The organism is Pseudomonas sp. Au-Pse12 (assembly GCF_021341665.1).
Classification (GTDB): domain Bacteria; phylum Pseudomonadota; class Gammaproteobacteria; order Pseudomonadales; family Pseudomonadaceae; genus Aquipseudomonas.
On sequence record NZ_JAJTTH010000001.1, the window covers coordinates 882,958 to 905,948 of the forward strand.

16 protein-coding genes are annotated in these 22,991 nt (G+C 67.0%); 13 read left to right on the forward strand and 3 right to left on the reverse strand.

The features are described from left to right. Window positions 1-48: 48 nt before the first annotated feature. The 3 genes from LXM55_RS03835 to LXM55_RS03845 form a co-directional block, all read right to left on the reverse strand. On the reverse strand, window positions 49-642 hold the full coding sequence (locus LXM55_RS03835) for a DUF3156 family protein (RefSeq protein ID WP_233318731.1): 594 nt from the start codon (window positions 640-642) through the stop codon (window positions 49-51). Next, the gene (locus tag LXM55_RS03840) at window positions 608-2,128 is read right to left on the reverse strand and encodes an APC family permease (RefSeq protein WP_233318733.1); all 1,521 of its coding nucleotides are present in this window, start codon (window positions 2,126-2,128) and stop codon (window positions 608-610) included. The genes LXM55_RS03835 and LXM55_RS03840 overlap by 35 nt, the downstream gene beginning before the upstream one ends. A 129-nt stretch (window positions 2,129-2,257) precedes the next feature. Further along, window positions 2,258-3,745, reverse strand: coding sequence for an aldehyde dehydrogenase family protein (locus LXM55_RS03845; protein ID WP_233318735.1), 1,488 nt, complete (start codon window positions 3,743-3,745; stop codon window positions 2,258-2,260). A gap of 266 nt (window positions 3,746-4,011) precedes the next feature. Between LXM55_RS03845 and LXM55_RS03850 the strand changes: the two genes are divergently transcribed. From LXM55_RS03850 to LXM55_RS03910, 13 genes are all read left to right on the forward strand, one after another. Continuing rightward, complete coding sequence (locus LXM55_RS03850) at window positions 4,012-5,346, forward strand: aspartate aminotransferase family protein (protein WP_233318737.1); 1,335 nt, start codon at window positions 4,012-4,014, stop codon at window positions 5,344-5,346. Window positions 5,347-5,563: 217 nt separating this feature from the next. After that, on the forward strand, window positions 5,564-6,238 hold the full coding sequence (locus tag LXM55_RS03855; protein WP_233318740.1) for a helix-turn-helix transcriptional regulator: 675 nt from the start codon (window positions 5,564-5,566) through the stop codon (window positions 6,236-6,238). Between the two features lie 87 nt (window positions 6,239-6,325). Beyond that, entirely contained in the window at window positions 6,326-7,141 is an 816-nt protein-coding gene (locus tag LXM55_RS03860; RefSeq protein WP_233318742.1) for a molybdenum cofactor biosynthesis F family protein, read from the forward strand. A 67-nt stretch (window positions 7,142-7,208) separates the two neighbouring features. Further along, the gene (locus tag LXM55_RS03865; protein WP_233319051.1) at window positions 7,209-8,597 is read left to right on the forward strand and encodes an aspartate aminotransferase family protein; all 1,389 of its coding nucleotides are present in this window, start codon (window positions 7,209-7,211) and stop codon (window positions 8,595-8,597) included. Beyond that, window positions 8,594-9,355, forward strand: coding sequence for an SDR family oxidoreductase (locus tag LXM55_RS03870; RefSeq protein WP_233318744.1), 762 nt, complete (start codon window positions 8,594-8,596; stop codon window positions 9,353-9,355). Before LXM55_RS03865 ends, LXM55_RS03870 begins: the two co-directional genes overlap by 4 nt. 167 nt (window positions 9,356-9,522) lie before the next feature. After that, entirely contained in the window at window positions 9,523-10,476 is a 954-nt protein-coding gene (locus LXM55_RS03875; protein ID WP_233318746.1) for a D-2-hydroxyacid dehydrogenase family protein, read from the forward strand. Window positions 10,477-11,014: 538 nt separating this feature from the next. After that, a complete protein-coding gene (gene glgA, locus LXM55_RS03880) occupies window positions 11,015-12,583 on the forward strand; it encodes a glycogen synthase GlgA (protein WP_233318747.1) in 1,569 nt (522 codons plus the stop codon). Between the two features lie 13 nt (window positions 12,584-12,596). Then, window positions 12,597-14,393 carry a malto-oligosyltrehalose trehalohydrolase gene (gene treZ / locus LXM55_RS03885; protein ID WP_233318749.1) on the forward strand — a complete coding sequence of 599 codons (1,797 nt, stop codon included), beginning with the start codon at window positions 12,597-12,599 and terminating at the stop codon, window positions 14,391-14,393. Continuing rightward, window positions 14,390-16,471 (forward strand): 4-alpha-glucanotransferase, encoded by a 2,082-nt coding sequence (gene malQ, locus LXM55_RS03890; RefSeq protein WP_233318751.1) that lies wholly within the window; start codon window positions 14,390-14,392, stop codon window positions 16,469-16,471. Before treZ ends, malQ begins: the two co-directional genes overlap by 4 nt. Beyond that, window positions 16,468-19,254 (forward strand): malto-oligosyltrehalose synthase, encoded by a 2,787-nt coding sequence (locus LXM55_RS03895; protein WP_233318753.1) that lies wholly within the window; start codon window positions 16,468-16,470, stop codon window positions 19,252-19,254. The genes malQ and LXM55_RS03895 overlap by 4 nt, the downstream gene beginning before the upstream one ends. A gap of 21 nt (window positions 19,255-19,275) precedes the next feature. Continuing rightward, entirely contained in the window at window positions 19,276-19,566 is a 291-nt protein-coding gene (locus tag LXM55_RS03900; RefSeq protein WP_233318755.1) for a DUF2934 domain-containing protein, read from the forward strand. Between the two features lie 114 nt (window positions 19,567-19,680). Continuing rightward, window positions 19,681-21,843, forward strand: a complete 2,163-nt coding sequence (gene glgX, locus LXM55_RS03905; protein WP_233318757.1) for a glycogen debranching protein GlgX — start codon at window positions 19,681-19,683, stop codon at window positions 21,841-21,843. A gap of 302 nt (window positions 21,844-22,145) precedes the next feature. Continuing rightward, window positions 22,146-22,904 carry a PIG-L deacetylase family protein gene (locus LXM55_RS03910; RefSeq protein WP_233318758.1) on the forward strand — a complete coding sequence of 253 codons (759 nt, stop codon included), beginning with the start codon at window positions 22,146-22,148 and terminating at the stop codon, window positions 22,902-22,904. The last annotated feature ends 87 nt before the right edge of the window (window positions 22,905-22,991 follow it).

The window sequence follows — 22,991 nt, forward strand, 5'->3', positions numbered from 1 at the left end:
CTGTTATGGCTTAAGCAGGGTGTATGCCAGCACTTACGGTTATGGCGGTCAGAAACCTCGCAGAATCCTGTACAACTCGGTGAAGCTGCCCAACAGCGCAGCCCGCTGTTCAACGCTGAGGCGGATGTAGCGGCGAAACCCCGGCAGGCGGTTGACCACCTCGCTGGCGCCGAAATGCTCCAGCCGCACCTGCCAGCCCTGCGCGTCGCGCCACAGCTCCAGGTGCTTGAAGTCCAAGGGCAGCAGTGGCTCCAGCAGGCGCGGGTCACTGCACAGGCGCTGCAGCAGCGGCGCCCATTCAGCCTGCTCCCCTGTCAGCAGCCCAGCCGCGACCCCCTGACGGCGGATCGCGCCGGTGTGACGCAGGCGAATCCGCGCCTGCCGGGCGGTGTCACAAGGCACCGCCAGGCGCCACTCGCAGACCACGATGTGCATCAGGAACTGCGCCTGGGGGCGCTCCAGCACGTCGAACTTCAGGCCACTTTGCGGGCAATGGAAAGCCCCCTGCACCGCGCCTTGCGAAGTGAACTCAAGCCCCGCCAGGTCACGCCGCAACTGCCCCAGGGTGACCCCCGGGCGGTAGCCCGAAGGTGCCCGGTGCCACCGTTCAAAGAGACTTTGCCGCCAGCTTGAAAGATTCATCAGCCAGGCTCTCCCGCGGGTTATGAGCGGTATCGGGGTTCAGGCTCAGCGCCTGCTCCAGCACCTCTTCCACCGGCACCGGGCGAAACGGATTGACCTTCTGCACCAGCAACGTCCAGACCAACGCATAGATCGCGGTCAGGCCCAGCATGCTGCCGAACGGCACATAGATGTCCCGCGGGTTCATCCCCGGCGGCGTAATGAACCACATGCCCAGCAGGATGCCCGCCGAAGAGAGGATCTGCGGCAGCGGGAACCACGGAGATTTATAGGCCCGTGGCAGGTCCGGCCGGCGAATGCGCAGCATCACCACCGACAGCGTGACCAGCAGGTAAGCGGTGCTCCAGGCACAGACCGCCGCCAGCACCAGGTGCATGATGCTGTCGGTACTGCCCCCCAGCCACCAGGCGTGCAGGCAGGGAATCAGCACCGCCACGGCAATGCACAGCAACGGCGTCTTGAAGCGTGGGTGCAGGTAGGTGAAGACTTTTGGCAGCGCACCATCCAGGGCCATGCCGTAGAGAATCCGTGGCAGGCCGGCCATCAGCGTATTGATGGTCGCGGCACCGGCGAACAACAGGCCGATGCCCAACCAGATGCGGCCGAAGGGGCCCATGATCTGCTCGGCAAAATGCGGGATGGCCATGGGGGTATCCAGCAGGTGCACGCTGCCGTCCTCGCTCAGGGCGATGTTTTCCACCTGGCGCTTCATCGCCGCGCCGTAGATGAACATGCACACCGCCACGCCCACCAGCCCCAGGGCCATGGCCCGGGGAATGGTCCTGGCGGCCTTGCGTACATCCGGCGTCAGCGGGGTGACGAATTCGCAGCCGACGAACATGAACATGGCCATGCCCACCAGGGACAGGATGGTCGGCAGGTCGGTGCCGACCATGGAGGCACCAAACCAGCCGTCGAGCTGCACCGCCGGGGCCTTGAGCACCCCGAGCACGCCGAAGATGATCAGGGTGGTCCACATGCCGAAGGTCAGGATCACCTCGGCGCGGCTGAAAGCGGTGATCCCCACCGCATTCAATGCACCGAAGAACAGCACCAGCCCTACCCCCACCAGCCAGGCGCTGCCGCTCTGCTCCAGCAGGGTATTGAGGGACTCGAAATTAACCAGGGCCATGATCCCGCTGAGAATGGTTTCCGCGGTGCCGGCAAACACATGCACGATCAGGTAGGCCGACAGCGTGCCGGTGATGGCGAAGAAGCGCCCCAGGCCACAGGCCAGGTAGTCATAGACCGAACCGTTGGTGGGCAGCAGGCAGGCGGCTTCGGCGAAGGTGGTGGACTGCGCCAGCATCATCACCAGGGCGATCACCATGGCCACGGCGAAAGCCCCACCGCCGATGCCAAACCCCGTGGTGGCGGTGAGGATCACCGGGCTGGCCATGATCAGGCCCACGGCACTGGCCAGGGCCGTGGGAAAACCGACTACACCCTGGTCCAGGTGGCGGCTGAGTCTGTCGTTGAGCGACATGGTGGTAAACCTCGAAAGCATGGGTTGATGATTGTTGTTCTAGGCATTTCAAGGGCACGCCTGACGGCGGAGTGCTTGGCTGTCTGACGCAGCTGTCTTCACATTTTCGGCTTGTCCCACAGGGGCGATTCAATAGGCAATGCATACCGATTTGTTCTCGGTGTAGGCCTCGACGGCCGCATGGCCCATCTCGCGGCCAATACCCGACTGCTTATAGCCGCCGAAGGGCATCGACGGGTCCAGCATGTTGTGGGTGTTGACCCAGACGGTCCCGGCCTTGATCTGCGGAATCAGTTGCATGACCTTGCCCAGGTCGTTGGACCAGATGCTCGCCCCCAGCCCGTACTGGTTGTCGTTGGCCAGCCCCACCACTTCGTCCAGGGTGTCGAACGGCGTGGCCACCACCACCGGGCCGAAGATCTCCTCCCGCACCAGTTGCTGGTCGGCGCGCACATCCGCGACCACCGTTGGACGAACATAAAAGCCCCGCTCGCCGTGGGCGACACCGCCGCAGAGCAGCCGGGCGCCCTCTTCGACGCCGCGCTGAACCATCTGCAGCACGCGCTTCTGCTGCTTGGCGGAAATCAGCGGGTTGATCTGCGCCTGCTCATCCAGCCCCGGGCCGATGCTCAGGGCCCCGGCGATCGCCACCAGGCGCTCCAGCACCTCGCTATAGATGCCGCGCTGGATGTACAGGCGCGAACCGGCGGTGCACACCTGGCCCTGGTTGAAGAAAATCGCCCCGGCGGCTCCGGCGGCGGCGGTCTGCGGATCGCAGTCGTCGAGTACGATCACCGGTGACTTGCCGCCCAGCTCCAGGGAGAAGCGGGTCATGTTGTCCACCGCGGCATGGCCAATCAGCTTGCCGACCTGGGTCGAGCCGGTGAAGGCCAGCTTGTTGATTCCCGGATGGGCGGCCAACGCCGCGCCGGCCTGGGCACCACTGCCGGTGACCACGTTGACCACGCCGGGCGCGATTCCTGCCTCCAGGCACAGCTGGCCCAAGCGCAGCGCGGTCAGCGGGGTCTCGTCCGCCGGCTTGAGCACCACGGTGCAGCCGCAGGCCAGGGCCGGGACGATTTTCCAGATGGCCATCAGCAACGGGAAGTTCCACGGCACGATCGCCCCCACCACGCCCACGGGCTCTGGCACGGTGTAGGCGCGGTACTGCGCCCCGGGCACCGCGGCGATGGAAACGTCCAGGCTCTTGCCCTCGATCTTGGTCGCCCAGCCAGCCATGTAGCGGGTGAACTCCGCCGCCGCGCCGACTTCCAGGGCCCGGGCCAGGTGGATCGACTGGCCATTGTTGAGGGTTTCCAGTTGCGCCAGTTCCTCGCCATTGGCCTCCAGCAGGTCCGCCAGCTTCAACAGCAGCCGCTCGCGATCGGCGGGCCGTTGCGCCTTCCAACTGCCCTCGAAGGCACGGCGCGCCGCGCCAACCGCCAGATCGATATCGGCCTGGGCGGCCGCTGCGACCTCGGTCAACTGTTCGCCACTGGCGGGGTTGTACACCGCCATTCGCGCACCGCTGAGGGCGGGCTGGCTGTGCCCGTCGATCAGCAAGCCATGCTGGCTGTCTATGAATGCAGCGACACGTGGGTCAATGGCAACGCTCATCTTGAATCCTCGCAGGTAGGCCTAGTTCGAGGTCGACTTTGAGCGCAAAGGCGCAAGCCGTCTTGATCCTGGCTGCCGCAAAACTTGGCCCTGGCTGCCAACCCCACCCGCGCCTGCTGGACCGCGCCCCGCGTGTTTGCGCGGGGCCGCGCCAATCCGCCAGTGGCAGCCTGGGTCAAGTGCCCTGGCACACAGAGGCAAGCCAGGAGCACATAAATGACGCACTAATATCTCCACGCTGTCCGTGCGTTATCAGGAGACTCAACGTGAGCGAACCAAGCCGTTTCTGGCACCCCATGCTGCACCCCAACGAAATGAAACAACGCGAGCCGATCCGCATCGTCCGTGGCGACGGCTGCTATGTGTATGACGACAAGGGCCACCAGCTGGTGGATGGCGTTGCCGGGTTGTGGAACGTCAACGTCGGCCACAACCGCAAGGAAGTGAAGGCCGCGATCACCGCGCAGCTCGATGAACTGGAGTACTTCCAACTGTTCGACGGGGTCAGCCACCCTCGCGCCGAGGAACTGTCGCGGGTGCTGATGAACCTGCTGGAACCCGAGGACATGCGCCGGGTGTCCTTCAGTTCCGGCGGTTCGGACGCCATCGAAAGCGCCCTGAAGCTGGCCCGCCAGTACTGGAAGCTCGAAGGCCAGGCCGACCGCACCAAGTTCATCTCGCTGCGCCAGGGCTATCACGGCACCCATTTCGGTGGCGCCTCGGTCAACGGCAACACGGTGTTCCGCCGCAACTACGAGCCACTGCTGCCCGGCTGCTACCACATCGATACGCCCTGGCTGTACCGCAACCCCTACAGCCAGGACCCGGAAGAGCTGGGCAAGATCTGCGCCGACCTGCTGGAACGGGAGATCCAGTTCCAGAGCCCGGACACCGTCGCCGCGTTCATCGCCGAGCCGATCCAGGGCGCCGGCGGCGTGATCGTGCCGCCCGCCAACTACTGGCCACTGATCCGCGAAGTCTGCGACAAGTACGGTGTGTTGCTGATCGCCGACGAAGTGGTCACCGGCTTCGGCCGCAGCGGCTCGATGTTCGGCAGCCGCCTGTGGGGCGTCAAACCCGACATCATGTGCCTGGCCAAGGGCATCACTTCGGGCTACATCCCCCTGGGCGCCACCGTGGTCAACCGGCGCATCGAGGAAGCGTTCGAGAAGAACGCCAACTTCACCGGGGCGATCATGCACGGCTACACCTACTCCGGGCACCCGGTGGCCTGCGCCGCCGCCCTGGCCTGCCTGGACATCGTGGTCAAGGAAGACCTGCCGGCCAACGCGGCGAAAATGGGCGCCTACATGCTCGACAAGCTGACGCCCTTCGTCGAACGCTTCGACACCGTCGGCGAGGTGCGCGGCCAGGGCCTGATGCTGGCCCTGGACCTGGTGGCGGACAAGACCACCCGCGAACCCATCGACCCCATGAGCGGCTACGCCAACCAGGTGGCGCAGATCGCCCGGGATAACGGGGTCATGGTGCGCCCGGTGGGCACCAAGATCATTCTCTCGCCGCCGCTGGTGATCCAGCAGGCACAGGCCGACGCCATCGTCGCGGCCCTGGCCGAGGGGCTGAGCAAGGCCCGCCGCTAACCTGCATCGCAGGCTGCGATTGCCGCGGTGGCAATCGCAGCCGATGGTGCCCGGATACGTGCCCGGCGCGCCCGATGGCTTGTGACTCAGGCCGCCCGCGTCACGGCCCCGATAAACCCAGGTCGTTGCGCCCCTTTCACCGCGCCGGCGCACCTTTCCCCACGCCAGCGCACCTTTTCACCGTGCCAGAGCCCAATGGGCAGCCAGGAGCCATCCGATGAACGCGCCCGTCTCTCTACCCGGCCCCCATGAACTGGGCCAGCGCTGCATCGCCGCTTTCACCCGGGTAGTCCCCGCCACCCTTTGCGCCTTCTACCGCATTGATCGACAGCTGCAGGCCAGGGATTTTTCGCTGTACCGCATGCCCGAACAGATGCACCAGGCCTACCTGCAACACTTCCGTCACTACGACCCCCTGCAACCGCGCCTCTGTGCCGCCGCCGGGCGCCCGGTGCTGTCGCTGCGCATGGGCATGGCCCACCAGGGCCACCACGAGAGCGAGGTCTACCAGGGGTTCCTGCGGCGCCACGGGGTGCTGGACGTGGTGGAAATCCTCGCCCGCGATGGCGAGCAGCCGATTGCCGGCCTGTCGCTGCTGCGCGACGCCGGGCTGGGCCCTTTCAGCGTGGAGGAACTGGGCACCCTGCATGCCCTGCAAGGGCTGCTGGAAATCGCCGCGCTGGCGCCCTGCTGCCAAATCGACGAGCGCCTGTCGGGCCTGACGCCCCGGGAGCGGGAGATCGCCTGGCTGCTGCGCGACGGCGCGGACAACAAGACCATTGCCCGACGCCTGGACCTGGGCCTGCCCACGGTCAAGACCCACCTGATCAACCTGTTTCGCAAGGCCGGCGTCGGCAATCGCAGCGAACTGGTCAGGGCGCTGTTCCTGTAAACCTTGGGCCCATCAACCATAAGGTTGATGGGCAACCCGGGGGCGGCGGCCGAACATGCAACTCTCCTTGCAGCCAAGAGCCTTGCCATGAACCCGCAACCCGAATGGATCACCGTCGGTGCCCTCGCCGACGGCTTCGCCGAAGACAACCACATACTCCCAGCCGTGAACGACCTGGCGGGTCGCTGCCTGACCCTGCACTTCGACAACCACTGGCAGATCGAACACCACTTCAGCGCCCATACCCTGCGCTGGAACAATGTCGGGGAAGCGTCCGACAGCGAATTGCCCTACCGTGCCACCTGCCTGCGCCACGGCATCTACCTGGTGGATTTCCTCAAGCAGGAACAGGGCCAGACGCACTCGGTGAGCCTGATCCTCGACCTTGAGCAGCAGTGTTTCACCGCCGTCATCGGGCAGATGCCCAGCCAGGCCGAATGCAGCGTCGACCTGTTCAGCCGGGCCCTGGCCGGTGGCGAGCTGACCTCGGTCAAGGCCCAGTTCCTCCACGGCGCCATCGACACCCCGCTCACCGCCCGCACGCCCCGCCATGAACCGACCGATGAACTGCTGGGCCTGCGCAACCAGTACGTCTACAGCGCCAGCGAGGCTTACGAGCACCTCTACCTGAACGCCCACTTCTATAGCTGGCAATGCCTGCGGGGCGTCGAGCAAGGGCTGGCGGATACCGATCGCTGCCATTACTACAAGATCGCCGAGCAGCTGTACCTGTTCGTCTGGCGGGAAAAGATCGTCCCGACCCTGGGCCTGGTGCTGATCGACCTCAAGGCCGGGCGCAGCGACGGCAAGATCTTCGGCTACCAGGGCGCCGACTTCAGCAGCGCCGCCAACTTCCCGGTGGGTGCGCTGGCCGAGGTGCTCAATCGCACCCTGCACCGCTGATTCCAGCCATTGACCGCAGACCGCCAGCCCAGGCCAGTACCTGGACCGGCCCTACACCCCACAGGACATTTCCATGACCCTAGGCCTCGACCTGCAACGCGTCGCCCGCTGTTACCAGTCCGAACTGCAGCTGTTTGCCGAACAACACCCGCGCTCCGGCGCCTTCTACCAGGAAAACCTCCAGCACTGGCTGTACGGCGCGCCCCTGCACTGGATGCAGCAATGGCCGGGGGCCTACCCGATCATGGTGGCCGATGCCCAGGGGGCAACGCTCACCGATTGCGACGGCCATCACTACGCGGACTTCGCCCTGGGCGACACGGGCGCCATGTTCGGCCATGCCCAGCCGGCGGTTGCTGCCGCGATTGCCGAACAGGCGCGGCATGGCTCGACCCTGATGCTGCCCACTGCCGACAGCCTGTGGGTCGGCAAGGAACTGACCCGGCGCTTTGGCCTGCCCTACTGGCAGGTCACCACCTCGGCCACCGACGCCAACCGTTTTGTCCTGCGCCTGTGCCGGATGATCACCGGGCGGCAGAAGGTCCTGGTGTTCAACTGCAACTACCACGGCAGCGTCGACGAGTCCCAGGTGGAGTTCGACGCCCAGGGCCAGATGGTTCCCCGGGACGGCGTGCACGCCAACGGCCTGCAGCACCAGGCCACCACCCGGCTGGTGGAGTTCAATGACCTGCCGGCCCTGGAAGCGGCCCTGGCCCACGGCGATGTGGCCGCTGTACTCAGCGAACCCTTCATGACCAACGTCGGCATGGTGCCGCCGGCCCCGGGCTTTCATGACGGCCTGCGGGCGCTGACCCGGCGCTTCGACGTGCCGTTGATCATCGACGAAACCCATACCCTGTCCTGCGGCCCTGGCGGCTACTGTGGCGAGCACGGGTTGCAGGCGGACTTCTTCGTCCTCGGCAAATCCATCGCCGGCGGCATTCCGACGGCGGTCTGGGGCGCCAGCCAGGCCATGGCCGAGCGGATCTGGCAGGTACTGCCGCATTTCCAGCCGGGCCAGGCGATCAACCACTTCGGCTTCGGCGGCACCCTGGCCGGCAATGCCCTGCAGATGGCCGCCATGCGCGCCACCTTCAGCGAAGTGATGAACGAAGCCAACTACGCCCACATGTTTCGCCTGGCCGAGCGCCTGCGGGCCGGGGTCGAAGCGATCATCGAAAAGCATCGCCTGCCCTGGCACGTGACCCGCATCGGCGCCCGGGTCGAATACCTGTTCATGCAGCAGCCCCCGCGCAACGGCGGTGAGGCCCACCATGCCCGCCATGGGCTGATCGAGGCCTACCTGCACCTGTATCTGCTCAATCGCGGGGTGCTGCTGACGCCGTTCCACAACATGGCGCTGTTGTGCCCGAGCGCCAACGAAGAACAGGTCGACCTGCACAACCGCCTGCTGGACCAGTGCCTGAGCCAGGTCCTGCCAGGAGCCCGCGCATGAACCAGGACCTGCACGGGCGCATCGCCCTGGTCACGGGTTCCGGCCAGGGCATAGGCCGGGCGATCGCCCAATTGTTCGCCGCCCAGGGGGCCAGGGTCATGCTCGCCACCCGCAGCCTTGCCTCGGGAACTGAAACCCAGCGCCTGATTCGCCAGGCCGGAGGAACCGCCGAGTTGCTCTGCGTGGACCTGGCAACCCGGGCCGCGGCCGAACAGGCGGTGGCGGCAACCCTGGAGGCGTTCGGCGGACTGGACCTGCTGCTGCACAACGCCGGGATCTTTCCCATGCAGAAGCTGGCCGAACTGGAGGAGCAGACCCTGGACAGCACCCTGGCGGTCAACCTGAAAAGCTGCTTCTGGCTGACCCGGGCGGCGCTGCCAGCGCTGCGCCAGGCACCGCAGCCGAGGATCGTCGTCACCTCATCGGTCACCGGCCCGCGCACGGCGATTCCCGGGCTCGCCCACTACGCGGCGTCCAAGGCCGGGGTCAATGGCTTTATCCGCGCGGCGGCGCTGGAGCTGGCGGAATACGGGATCACCGTCAACGGTGTCGAACCGGGGCTGATCGCCACCCAGGCCATGGGCAACCTGGGCGACGCCGCGACACTGGCCGCGCACATTCCCCTGAAACGCCTGGGCACGGCCGAGGATATCGCCTGGGCCATGCTGTTCCTGGCGTCGCCACAAGCGGGCTACATCACCGGGCAGACCCTAGTGGTGGACGGTGGCGCCCTGCTTGCGGAAAACAGCCAATTGTAGAAACGCACCGGGCAGGCTTTGGAGGCCCGTTCGCCGGCAAGCCGGCTCCTGCCGGGCGGGGGCGCTCCCGCTGCCGGGTCTCGGCTACCCTTGTCCGCTGCGGTCACAGGAACCAAGGCTGCCGTTGGCCGATAGGCATGTACCGCCCCTGACCCAGGAACCCGAACATGGCTGTAGAGATAGCGGTAATCGATGATTGGCAGGACGTAGCGCAGGACGTGGTGGACTGGTCGGTGCTCGACAGCATCGGCAGGCTCAGTTTTCTCCACGACTACCCGGCCGACCCCGCCACCCTGGCCCAGCGCCTGCAACCCTTTCAGGTGATCTGCGTGATGCGCGAGCGCACGCTGTTCGATGAATCCCTGCTGCGCAGCCTGCCGCGGCTCAAGCTGCTGCTGACCGGCGGCATGCGCAACGCGGCCATCGACCTCAAGGCCGCCAGCGCCCTGGGGATCCAGGTGTGTGGCACCGACAGCTACAAGCACGCTGCGCCGGAACTGACCTGGGCCCTGCTCATGGCCCTGAGTCGCAACCTGCTGGCCGAAGCCAATGCCTTGCGCGCCGGCGGCTGGCAACAGGGCCTGGGAGGCGACCTGCACGGCAAGACCCTGGGCATTCTCGGCCTGGGCAGTATCGGCCAGCGGGTGGCGCAGTTCGGCCAGGTGTTCGGCATGCGGGTGATTGCCTGGAGCGAAAACCTCACGGCTGAACGCGCGGCCGCGGCCGGGGTGGTTCATGTCGGCAAGCGCGAACTGTTCGAACAGGCCGATGTGCTCTCGGTGCATCTGGTGCTCAGCGACCGCAGCCGTGGCCTGGTGGACGCTCAGGCGCTGGCCTGGATGCGGCCCGGCGCGCTGCTGGTGAACACCGCCCGCGGACCGATTGTCGATGAGGCCGCCCTGATCGCTGCCCTGGAACAGGGCCGGCTGGCGGGGGCGGCGCTGGATGTATTCGCCGAGGAACCGTTGCCCGGCGACCATCCTTTCCGGCGCTTGCCCAATGTTCTGGCCACACCTCATGTCGGTTATGTCAGCCGGCAGAACTACCGGCAGTTCTTTGCCCAGATGATCGAAGACCTGCAAGCCTGGCACGCCGGCCAGCCGATCCGGCTGCTCAACTGAGCCTGGGATCGATACGAACCTGCACGACGGCAAGCCTGCGAAAAGGCCCGCAAGACCTTGCCTGGCGATCACCCGTCCACACAGGCACTGCCCGTTCTTCGGGCAGGAGCGCACCAGAACGGCCCCCGCCTCCGGCCCCGCTCACCCTTTTCGCGCTCGGGCGGCAACGGCCGCGCGCTCGGGCGGTGCACGCCCGACCTTTCGTCGGGACGAATCGGCCGGCCACAGCAGCCAACCCAGGAAACCTCCAGCTCGCCCGGCACCGCTCTAGGTTCTGTCCTAGACTGAGTTTCGCACTGTGACCGGGCAGTCACATCCGCATTGAAAAAGTCGAAACTTTTCGCTTCGGCCCAAGGTCAGGTGAAAGGTAGGGGCGCTGCCACTGGTGCATTCCTTGCAGCGGCCACTTCACCCTTTCTGCTTCAGCGCTTGAGCAGCTCAGGCTGATCGACGCATGGCGCGCTTGCGCCCGGCCGCAGGAATTGGCCGCACGTGGCGCTAGAAACACCAGAACAGATCAATAAGACGGGAGAGACCTATGATCAGCGCCGTATTGGACACTCAGGGAGAGCATCCTCAACAGCAGGCGGGTGACCGCGCCGCCCCTTCGGTTCCGGTCCCTGGGAGCAAGACGGTGCTGCCGCTGGCCCGGACCCACCCCAACCGCAAGCGGGTGCTGTTCGTCACCTCGGAAATAGCTGATCTGGTGAAGACCGGCGGCCTTGGCGATGTCTCCGCCGCCCTGCCCCGGGCCATGGCCCACCTGCACGATGTGCGGGTGCTGATTCCCGGCTATCCCCAGGTGCTGCACAGCGAAAACCCGATCCACATCATCGGTGAGCTGGGCGGCCATGCGGCGCTGCCGGCCTGCAAGATCGGGCGCATGGACATGCCCGACGGCCTGGTGATCTACGTGCTGATCTGCCCGGAACTCTACGAGCGCGAAGGCACGCCCTACGGCGCCAACAACGGCCGCGACTGGCCCGACAACCACATTCGCTTCGCCCGCCTGGGGCTGGCCGCCGCGGATATCGCCGCCAACCTGGCGCAGATCCACTGGTGCCCCGACCTGGTGCACGCCCATGACTGGCCCGCCGGGCTGGCCCCGGCCTACATGCACTGGCGCGGGCAGCGCACCCCGACCCTGTTCACCATCCATAACCTGGCCTACCAGGGCGTGGTCAGCCTGGCCTCGTGCCCGGAACTGGGCATCCCCGAGCACGCGTTGCAACAGGAAGGCATGGAGTTCTACGGCAAACTCTCGTTCCTCAAGGCCGGCATGGCCTACGCCAGCCACATCACCACGGTCAGCGCCACCTACGCCCAGGAGATCACCACCCCGGCCTTCGGTTGCGGGCTGGACGGTTTCCTCGCCAGCAAGACCCAGCAGGGCCTGCTCAGCGGCATCCCCAACGGCATCGACGAGAGCTGGGACGCCGCCACCGACACGCACCTCATGCACCCCTTCAGCATCGGCGACTGGGACGGCAAGGCGGCCAACGCCGCCCATGTGCGGCAGATGTTCGGCCTTGACGCCAGTAGCGGCCCGTTGTTCGCCGTGGTCTCGCGGCTGGTTTACCAGAAGGGCCTGGACCTGACGGAAGCGGTGGCTGAGTTCATCGTGCAAGCAGGTGGCCAGATCGCCATCATCGGCCGCGGCGAGCCGGAAGAAGAACAGTCCATGCGCGCCCTGGCCCGGCGCTTTCCCGGCCGCATCGGGGTGCATATCGGCTTCAACGAAACCGACGCCCGGCGCATGTTCGCCGGCAGCGATTTCCTGCTCATGCCCTCGCGCTACGAGCCTTGCGGCCTGAGCCAGATGTACGCCCAGCGCTTCGGCTCGCTGCCGGTGGCGCGCAACACCGGCGGCCTGGCGGACACCATCGAGAATGGCGTCACCGGCTTTCTGTTCGACGAGTCCACCGTGGCCAGTTACCAGCAGGCCCTGACCCGGGCCTTCAAGGTGTTTGCCTACCCCGCGCTGCTCAATGCCATGCGCTGCCGGGCCATGGCGGCGCCCTTCAACTGGTGCAAGGCGGTGGAACCCTACGCCGAACTCTACGAACGACTGGTGGCCAAGGCCCTGGGGCAGGTCGCCAGACAGTAAGAGGCCCGGACAGATGCCCTCAAGCACCGTGCAACCCTGGACTCACGGCGCGCGGCTGGTGGATGCCGAGCACACCCGGTTTGCCCTGTGGGCGCCGGATGCGCGTTGCGTCAGCGTCGAGCTGGCGGACGGCCAGTCGCTGCCGATGCGCGCCCAGGCCGACGGCTGGTTCGTGATTCAGGCGCGCTGCCCGGCAGGCAGCGCCTACCGCTTCGCTATCGATGATCGGCTGCAGGTCCCGGACCCGGCCTCGCGAGCCCAGCTCGGCGACGTTCACGGGCCGAGCCTGGTGGTCGACCCCGACGCCTATCAATGGCAGCACCCGCAGTGGCGCGGCCGGCCCTGGCACGAGGCGGTGATCTACGAACTGCACGTGGGGGTCATGGGCGGCTATCAGGCGGTGCAGCACGCCCTGCCGGCCCTGGTGGAACTGGGCGTGAGCGCCATCGAGCTGATGCCCCTGGCGGAGTTTCCCGGCGAGCGCAACTGGGGCTACGACGGCGTGCTGCCCTTCGCCCCGGAAGCCTCCTATGGCGCCCCCGAGCAGCTCAAGGCACTGATCGACGCCGCCCATGGCCTGGGCCTGGCAGTGCTGCTGGACGTGGTCTACAACCACTTCGGCCCCGACGGCAATGACCTGCAGCAGTACGCCAAGGGCTTCTTTCGCCAGGACCTGCACACCCCCTGGGGCGCTGCCATCGACTTTCGCCGCCCGCAAGTGCGCGAATTCTTCATCGAGAACGCCCTGATGTGGCTGCTGGAGTACCGCTTCGACGGCTTGCGCCTGGATGCGGTACACGCCATCGACGATCCGGACTTCCTCCAGCAACTGGCGCAACGGGTGCGCCAGGCCGCGCCACCGGAGCGCCACGTATGGCTGAACCTGGAAAACGAGTTCAACCAGGCCAGCCTGTTGCAACAAGGCTTCGACGCGCAGTGGAACGACGACGGGCACAACGCCCTGCACGTGCTGCTGACCGGCGAGACCGACGCCTACTACGCCGATTTCGCCGAACAGCCCACTGCGCAACTGGCGCGCTGCCTGAGCCAGGGCTTCGCCTTCCAGGGCCATGCCAACCGCCACGGCAAGGCCCGCGGCGAACCCAGCGGGCACCTGCCGCCCAGTGCGTTCGTGCTGTTTTTGCAAAACCACGACCAGATCGGCAACCGGGCCTTTGGCGAGCGCCTCAACCAACTGGCGCCGACCCAGGCGCTGCATGCGGCGACGGTGCTGTTGCTGCTGTCACCGATGATTCCCCTGCTGTTCATGGGCGACGAAGTGGCTGCTCAGGAACCGTTCCTGTTCTTCACCAGCCACCGGGGCCAACTGGCCGACGCGGTGCGCGAAGGCCGGCGCAACGAATTCGCCGCCTTTCGCGCCTTTGCCGACGCCGAGCAACGCCAGCGCATTCCCGACCCCAATGCCGCCTCGACCTTCCAGGCCTCGCGCCCGCGGCCCCAGCCCAGCCAGGCCGAAGCCACCCGCGAGCTGTACCGCAGCCTGTTGCAGATCCGCCACCGCGAACTGATCCCGCGCCTGCCCGGCACCCGGGCCCTGGGCTGCCAGGTACTGGCCGAAGGTGCCCTGAGTGCCAGCTGGCGCTTGGGCGACGGCAGCCTGCTGCGAATCGACCTCAACCTCGGCCCGCACCCGGTGCCCGTGAGCGCCGACGCCGCGCCGCCGCTGTGTTTCGAATACCCGGCGCAGACCTTCAAGCACTGGTGCCTGGGCCAACTGCCCGCTTTCAGCGTGCTGGTGCTGCTGACCCCCGGCCCGTCCCCGACCGCCCCTGATGGAGAATGCCCATGAGCGATGCGCAACTGGAACTGCTTGCCAGCCGCGCCGGCCTGGCCGTGGACTGGGTCGACGCCAACGGCCGCCCGCAAAGGGTCGAGGACCGGGTCCTGCGGGCGGTACTGGCCGGCCTCGGGCACCCGGCCGAAGACCCGCAACAGATCGAATACAGCCTGTTGCAGCTGCAACAGTTGCAACAGAGCCGGCACCTGCCGCCGCTGCTGACCGCCGACCTTGGCCAGCACCTGGACCTGAGCCGCTACTTCGCCGCGCACACCGCCTGCAACCTGCAGCTGGAAGATGGCAGTTCGCTGCAGGCCCACCTGGATGACCAAAGCCGGCTGCCGGGCACCCTGCCCGTGGGCTACCACGCGGTGAACATCGAAGACGAACACTTTGTCCTCGCGGTGGCGCCCGAACGCTGCTTCAGCGTCGCCGATGCGGTCCACCATCCCACCCCCCGCGCCTGGGGCCTGAGCGTGCAGCTGTACGCCCTGCGGCGCCCCGGCGATGGCGGCTTCGGCGACACCCAGGCCCTGGAGGAACTGGCGCGCCAGGCCGCCGAACGCGGTGCCGATGCCCTGGCCATCAGCCCGCTGCACGCCATGTTCAGCAGCGACCCTTGGCGCTACAGCCCTTATTCGCCTTCCAGCCGGCTGTTCCTCAACAGCCTGTATGCCGCCCCCGGCGCCATCCTCGGCGACCGTGCCTGGCGCAGCGCCATCGAGGCCTGTGGCTTGAGCGAACAGTGTCACGACCTGGAACAGCTGCCGTTGATCGACTGGCCCCTGGCGGCCCAGACCAAGCAGCAGGCGTTGCGAGCGCTGTATGAAGGCTTCTGCCAGGGCCAGCATCCGCTGCACGAGGATTTCGCCAGCTATCGCCGGGCCGCCGGCGAAGCCCTGGAAAACCATTGCCGCTTCGAAGCCATCCAGGTGCAGCGCGCCGCCCGCGGCGAAGACCCGGACTGGCGTCACTGGCCAGCGCAATGGCGTGACCCGGCGAGCCCGGCGCTGGCGCTGTTCGCCGAGCAACAGGCCCACGAAATCGGCTTCCATGCCTTTTGCCAGTGGCTGATCGCCCGCAGCCTGGAACGGGCGCAAAGCGCCGCCCGCAGCAGCGGCATGGGCATCGGCCTGATCGCCGACCTGGCGGTGGGCGCCGACGGCGGTGGCAGCCAGGCCTGGAGCCGCCAGGAGCAGTTGCTGGCGAACCTGACCGTCGGCGCGCCGCCAGACATCCTCAACCGCCAGGGCCAGGGCTGGGGCATTTCGGCCTTTTCCCCGGAAGGCCTGCAACGCCACGGCTTCCGGGCCTTCATCGAAATGCTCCGGGCCAACTTCGCCCATGCCGGCGGCTTGCGCATCGACCATGTCATGGGCCTGCAACGGCTGTGGGTGATACCCCTGGGCGCGCCGCCCAGCGACGGTGCCTACCTGTATTACCCGGTGGATGACCTGTTGCGCCTACTGACCCTGGAGTCGCATCGGCACCAGGCCATCGTGCTCGGCGAAGACCTGGGCACGGTGCCTGACGGGCTGCGGGAAAAACTCGCCGCCCGGGCCATGCTCGGCATGCGCGTGCTGCTGTTCGAACAGGAGCATGGCTGTCGCTTCAAACCCATCCTCGACTGGCCGGACAACGCCCTGGCCACCACCAGCACCCACGACCTGCCGCCCCTTAGCGGCTGGTGGCAGAGCCGCGACATCGACTGGAACCAGCGCCTGGGCCTGGTGGATGAAGCCACGGCGCGACACTGGCGCGAACACCGCCAGCACGAGCGCAACGGCCTGCGCCAAGCCCTGGCCCAGGACCCGCAGAACTTTCGCGAGCACAGCCACGAGGCCGACCAGGTGGTGGATGCCAGCGTGCGTTTCCTCGGCCATACCCGCGCGCCCCTGGTGCTGCTGCCTCTGGAAGACGCCCTGGGCATCGACGAACAGCCCAACCTGCCCGGCACCCTCGACAGCCACCCCAACTGGCGTCGGCGCCTGGCCACTGCCAGCCGGCGCTTGCTGGACGACAGCGACGCCGCGCGGCGCCTGGAGCTGCTGGCCTGCGCCCGGCAACAGGCCCTGGAGCGTGACCGATGAGCCCGCCGGCCACGCCGTTGCTGCGGGCCACCCTGCGCCTGCAGTTTCACCAGGGTTTCAGCCTCGACGACGCCGTGCCCCTGGTGCCCTACTTCGCCCGCCTGGGGCTGAGCCACCTCTACGCCTCGCCACTGCTGTGCGCCCGGGCCGGCTCCCTGCACGGCTACGACGTGGTCGACCCGACCCGGGTCAACCCGCAGCTGGGTGGCGAAGCGGCCCTGGTGCGGCTGGTGGCCGCTCTGCGCGAGCATGGCATGGGCCTGATACTCGACATCGTCTCCAACCACATGGCGGTCGGCGGCGACGACAACCCCTGGTGGCTGGACCTGCTGCGATGGGGGCGCCTGAGCCCCTATGGCGAGTTCTTCGATATCCAGTGGCACTCCCCCGACCCGCTGCTGGAAGGCCAACTGCTGCTGCCGTTCCTTGCCAGCGACTATGGGCAGGCCTTGCAGGAAGGCCTGCTGCAACTGCAACTGGATGACGACCGCCGTGGTTTCCACGTTCGCCACGGCGGGCACTGCTTCCCCATCTGCCCCAGCGACTACGGGGAGTTGTTGCGCATCGAGCACCCGCTGCCGAGCGCCACCGCCCAGGCCTTGAAAGCCCTGGCCGACGGCTTTGCCGCCTTACGCTTCAGCAGCGCGGCCCACGCCCAGGCGCAGCCCTTGCAACAGGCCCTGGGCCAACTGCTGCAACAGCCGCCACTGCAACGCGCCATCGCGGCTCATCTGCAAGGCTACGACTCGCGCCACGGCGAGGGTTTCCAGCGCCTGCACCGGTTGCTGGAACAGCAGAGCTATCGCCTGGCCAGTTGGCGCACCGCCGCCGATGACATCAACTGGCGGCGCTTCTTCGACGTCAACGAGCTGGGCGGCCTGCGGGTCGAACGCCCGGCGGTGTTCGAGGCCACCCACGCGAAGCTCTTCGAGCTGATCCAGCACGGCCTGGTGGACGGCCTGCGCATTGACCATATCGACGGCCTGGCCGACCCCAGGGGCTATTGCCGCAAGCTGCGGCGTCGGCTCGACCGCCTGCGTCCGGGCCAGCACCTGCCGATCTACGTCGAGAAGATCCTCGGCGCCGGGGAAACCCTGCACCGCGACTGGGGCGTGGATGGCAGCACCGGCTACGAATTCATGAACCAGCTGTCACTGCTGCAACAGGCGCCCGAGGGCCAGCCCGTGCTGGCCGAGCTGTGGAGCCGGCACAGCCAGCGGCCCTCGGCGTTTGGCGAAGAGGCCCAGCTGGCACGCCGGCAGATCCTCAACGGTTCGCTGGCCAGCGATTTTGAAAGCGTGGCCCAGGCCCTGTTGCAAGTGGCGCGCCTGGACCTGATGAGCCGCGACCTGACCCTGGGAGCGATCCGCCGCGCGCTGCAGGAGCTGATCGTGCATTTTCCGGTGTACCGCACCTACGTCAGCGCCTGCGGCCGTGGGCACCAGGACCAGCGCCTGTTCCAACACGCCCTGGACGGCGCCCGAGCATGCCTGAGCGAGGCCGACTGGCCGGTGCTCGACTGCCTGGATCGCTGGCTCGGCGGCCAGGGCTGGCGCGGCCAACCGCCAGGGCGCGGGCGCAAGCTGTGGCGCCACGCCAGTGTGCGCTTCCAGCAACTGACATCACCGGCGGCGGCCAAGGCCGTGGAAGACACCGCCTTCTATCGCTCGGCGGTAGCACTGGCACGCAATGACGTGGGCTTCAACAGCGAGCAGTTCAGTGCGCCGATCGCGGCCTTTCATGCCGCCTGCCAGCAACGCCTGGAGCGCTTTCCCGACAACCTGCTGACCAGCGCCACCCATGACCACAAGCGCGGCGAAGACAGCCGCGCGCGCCTGGCGGTGCTCAGCGAACGGGCCCCGTGGTACGCCGCGCAGGTGGACCATTGGCGGACCCTGGCCGCGCCCCTGCGCCGGCAGGCGCATGCACCATCGGCGGGGGATGAATTGATCCTCTACCAGAGCCTGCTGGGCAGTTGGCCCCTGGACCTGCAAGGCGACGATCAGGCGGCCCTGGAGCGCTATGCGCAGCGGATCTGGCAATGGCAGCTCAAGGCCCTGCGCGAAGCCAAATTGCACAGCAACTGGGCAGCGCCAAACAGCGACTACGAAGACGCCGTGCAAGCCTTTGTCCAGGCGCTGCTGGTGGCGCCCCAGGGCCTGGCGCTGCGCCAGTCGATTGCCGCGGCGGCCCATGCGCTGGCCCCGGCGGGCGCCCTCAACAGCCTGGCGCAAACTTTGCTGCGCATGACCGTACCGGGGGTCCCGGACCTGTACCAGGGCAACGAGTTCTGGGACTTCAGCCTGGTGGACCCGGACAACCGCCGGCCCGTCGACTACCGGGCCCGGCAGGCCGCGCTGGAAGGTGGCGGCGATCCACGGCAGTGGCTCGCGCAGTGGCGGGACGGGCGCCTCAAGCAGGCCGTGATCGCTCGGACCCTGGGCCTGCGCCGCCAGTACCCGGAGCTGTTCCAGCGGGGCCGCTACCAGCCGCTGCCGGTGCTCGGCCAGCACGCTGCGCGGGTCCTGGCGTTCATGCGCGAATACCGCGAGCAGCGGGCCGTGGTGATAGTGCCGGTGCAAGTCGCCGGCTGGCTGGAAAATCGCGCAACACCGACGATCGATGCGCCGCTTTGGGGCGACACCCGGGTGCCATTACCGTTCGACGCCGCGGGCCGAAACCTGAATGGACTTTTTTCCACGGTAACAGTCACACCCCACAGGGAACTGATGATCAGTGCCGTACTGCAAGACTTTGCGCTCAACCTCTTGATCCAACCTTGAGTTCAGTCCAGGAGCATTGCGATGAGTACCGACGACAAACGCATTCGTGAATTCGCTTATCAGATCTGGGAGTCGGAAGGTAAGCCTGAGGGCCAGGAGGCCCGCCATTGGGACATGGCGCGCAAGCTCGCCGAGGCCGAGGCCCTGGCCCCGAGCACGCCGCCCAAGGCCAAGCCGGCAAGCGCCAAGCCCGCGGCCAGAAGCGCCGCCAAACCCAAGGCCAAGCCCGCCGCCGCGGTCGTGGTGCCGCCGGGGGAAAAACCCGCCACCGCGAAGAAGCCCCGGGCGCCGCGCAAACCGCCGGCCAACTGACGCCCCGGCGGCCACCTGACCCGCGTCACCCAGTGGCGCGCCCCGGCGCCACCACGGCCGCGCTCGCCCTGAAGAACAGGCCCGCCCCGCCACCTTGTTATTGCAGGAGCCACCATGAGCAGACCCAAGCAACCCGGCACGCCCTCTCCCGAGAGCGAGCCCTCGCGCATTCGTGAAGGCCTGCCCTTCCCCCTCGGCGCCACCTGGGATGGCCTGGGAGTCAACTTCGCACTGTTTTCGGCGAACGCCACCAAGGTCGAGCTCTGTGTGTTCGATGCCGCTGGCGAGGTGGAGCTCGAACGCATCGAACTGCCGGAATACACCGACGAGATCTTCCACGGCTACCTGCCCGACGCTCACCCGGGGCTGATCTACGGCTACCGCGTGCACGGTCCCTACGACCCGCAAAATGGCCATCGCTTCAACCCCAACAAGCTGCTGATCGACCCCTATGCCAAGCAACTGGTGGGCGAGCTGAAATGGTCCGAGGCGCTGTTCGGCTACACCATCGGCCACCCGGACGCCGACCTCAGTTTCGATGAGCGCGACAGCGCGCCCTTCGTGCCCAAGTGCAAGGTCATCGACCCGGCGCACACCTGGGGCCACGACCAGCGGGTCAGCGTGCCCTGGGACAAGACCGTCATCTACGAGACCCATGTGCGCGGTTTCACCATGCGCCACCCCGCGGTGCCGGAACACCTGCGGGGCAGCTTCGCCGGGCTGATGGTGGACGACGTGCTGGAGCACATCCGCACGCTCGGGGTGTCGTCGGTGGAGCTGCTGCCGATCCACGCCTTCGTCAACGACCAGCACCTGCTGCACAAGGGCATGACCAACTACTGGGGCTACAACAGCATCGCCTTCTTCGCCCCGGACCCGCGCTACCTGGCCAGCGGCAAGATCGCCGAATTCAAGGAAATGGTCGCGCACCTGCACGAAGCCGGGCTGGAGGTGATCCTCGACGTGGTCTACAACCACACCGCCGAAGGCAACGAGCAAGGCCCGACCCTGTCCATGCGCGGCATCGACAACGCCTCCTACTACCGCCTGATGCCCGACGACAAGCGCTTCTACATCAACGATTCGGGCACCGGCAACACCCTGGACCTGAGCCACCCCTGCGTGTTGCAGATGGTCACCGACTCGCTGCGCTACTGGGCCACGGAAATGCACGTGGACGGCTTCCGCTTCGACCTGGCGACCATTCTCGGGCGTTACCACGACGGCTTCGACGAGCGCCACAGCTTCCTGGTGGCCTGCCGCCAGGACCCGGTGCTGCGCCAAGTGAAGCTGATCGCCGAGCCTTGGGACTGCGGCCCCGGTGGCTACCAGGTGGGCAAGTTCCCGCCGGGCTGGGTGGAGTGGAACGACCGCTTTCGCGACACCGTGCGCGCCTTCTGGAAAGGCGACGACGGCCAGCTCGCGGACTTTGCCGGGCGCCTGACCGCCTCCGGTGAAATGTTCAACCAGCGCGGTCGCCGGCCCTACGCCTCGGTCAATTTCGTCACCGCCCACGACGGCTTCACCCTGCACGACCTGGTGTCCTACAACGACAAGCACAACCAGGCCAACGACGAAAACAACCAGGACGGCAGCAACCACAACCTGTCCTGGAACCACGGTGTCGAAGGCCCCAGCGATGACCCCGAGATCAACGCCCTGCGCCTGCGCCAGATGCGCAACTTCTTCGCCACCCTGCTGCTGGCCCAGGGCACGCCGATGATGGTCGCCGGCGACGAGTTCGCCCGCACCCAGCACGGCAACAACAACGCCTACTGCCAGGACAGCGAGATCGGCTGGGTCAACTGGGAGCTCGATAGCGACGGCAAATCCCTGCTCAGGTTCGTCAAGCGCCTGATCAAGCTGCGCCTGAGCTACCCGATCCTGCGTCGCGGGCGCTTCCTGGTGGGCAGCTACAACGAAGACATCGGGGTCAAGGACGTCACCTGGCTGGCCCCCGACGGCAGCGAAATGACCACCGAGCACTGGCAGGACGCCCACGGCCGCTGCCTGGGCATGTTGCTGGACGGGCGCGCCCAGGAAACCGGAATCCGCCGCCCGGGTGCCGACGCCACCCTGCTGCTGGTGGTCAACGCCCACCACGACATCGTCAACTTCCGCCTGCCCGAGGTGCCGGCGGGTGAATGCTGGACCTGCATGCTCGACACCCACCAGCCGGCGGTGCACGGCCAGGAACGCTTTGCCTTCGGCCACGAGTACTCGGTGACCGGGCGTTCCCTGCTGCTTTTTGAACTGCAGCACGAAGACCCGGACTGATCACCGCCGCTGAAGCCGGCCCCTGCGCTCGCCGGGCGTTCGTCAGAAGCTCGGGCCTGGCGGAAAAATGCGGCTACCCTGAGAACCGGGCGGCAATCGGCAAATTCAACTCACCCCCTGTGTCGGCAATCCGGGGCTGAGTATGATTGCGCTCGGATCACGGTGTGCCAAAGGTCGGCGACACCGGTACTTCACGCTGAGGCAAACGCCATGGAATCAGCGTTCGTGCAAACCCAGGGTCACGATTGAACAGAGGTTCAAGCGCTATTGCGGTGATCCGGAAAACAGGGATGTGACACCTCATGAAAGCCATACCCGCATTCGACAGCAGCTGGCCCAGCCAGATCTGGAACGGCGCGCGAAGCCTCGTCGACGTTCCCCCCATCAGCCTGGCCAACCTGGTTCCGGCTGGCTCCCGGGCCGTGATCGTCGCCCCTCACCCCGGAGACGAGGTGGTGGCCAGCGGCGGCCTGCTGCAACTGCTCGCCCACCACGGCCACCCTCTGCAATTGATCTCCATCAGTGATGGCAGCGCCAGCCACCCCGGCTCGGCGTTGTGGCCCAAGCGCCGCCTCAGCGTGTTCCGCCCCCAGGAAAGCGCCGAAGCCCTGCGTCGCATGGGCTTGCCGCTGCACAGCCTGAAGTGGATTCGCGGCGGTTTTGCCGACAGCGCCCTGACCGAGCGCGAAGCGCAGTTGGTGCCGTTCATCCGCCGCTACCTGCGCGATACCGACGTGGTGTTCAGCACCTGGCGCGCCGACGGCAACCTCGACCATGAAGCTGTCGGCCGGGCCACGGCCAAGGCGGCGAGCCTGGTGGGCGCGCGCTTTCATGAAATACCGATCTGGGCCTGGCACTGGTCGCTGCGCGAGGAGCACCAGTTCCCCTGGCAGCGCGCACGCAAGCTGCGCCTGGACACCTGGACCGTGGCCCGCAAGCGCCATGCTGCCCATGCCTATGCCAGCCAGCTGCAGGGGGAACCGGCGATCGGCCTGGAACCGTCGCTGTCGCCGATCGTCCTGGAGCGCTTGCGCCTGCCCTACGAAATCATCCTGATGTAGGGCCCCACCCGCCGCCGTCCGCGTAGCCGCCGAGCCCTTAGGGCCTTGCCTGACAATCACCCGCCGAACCCGCGGCGACCTCCAGAG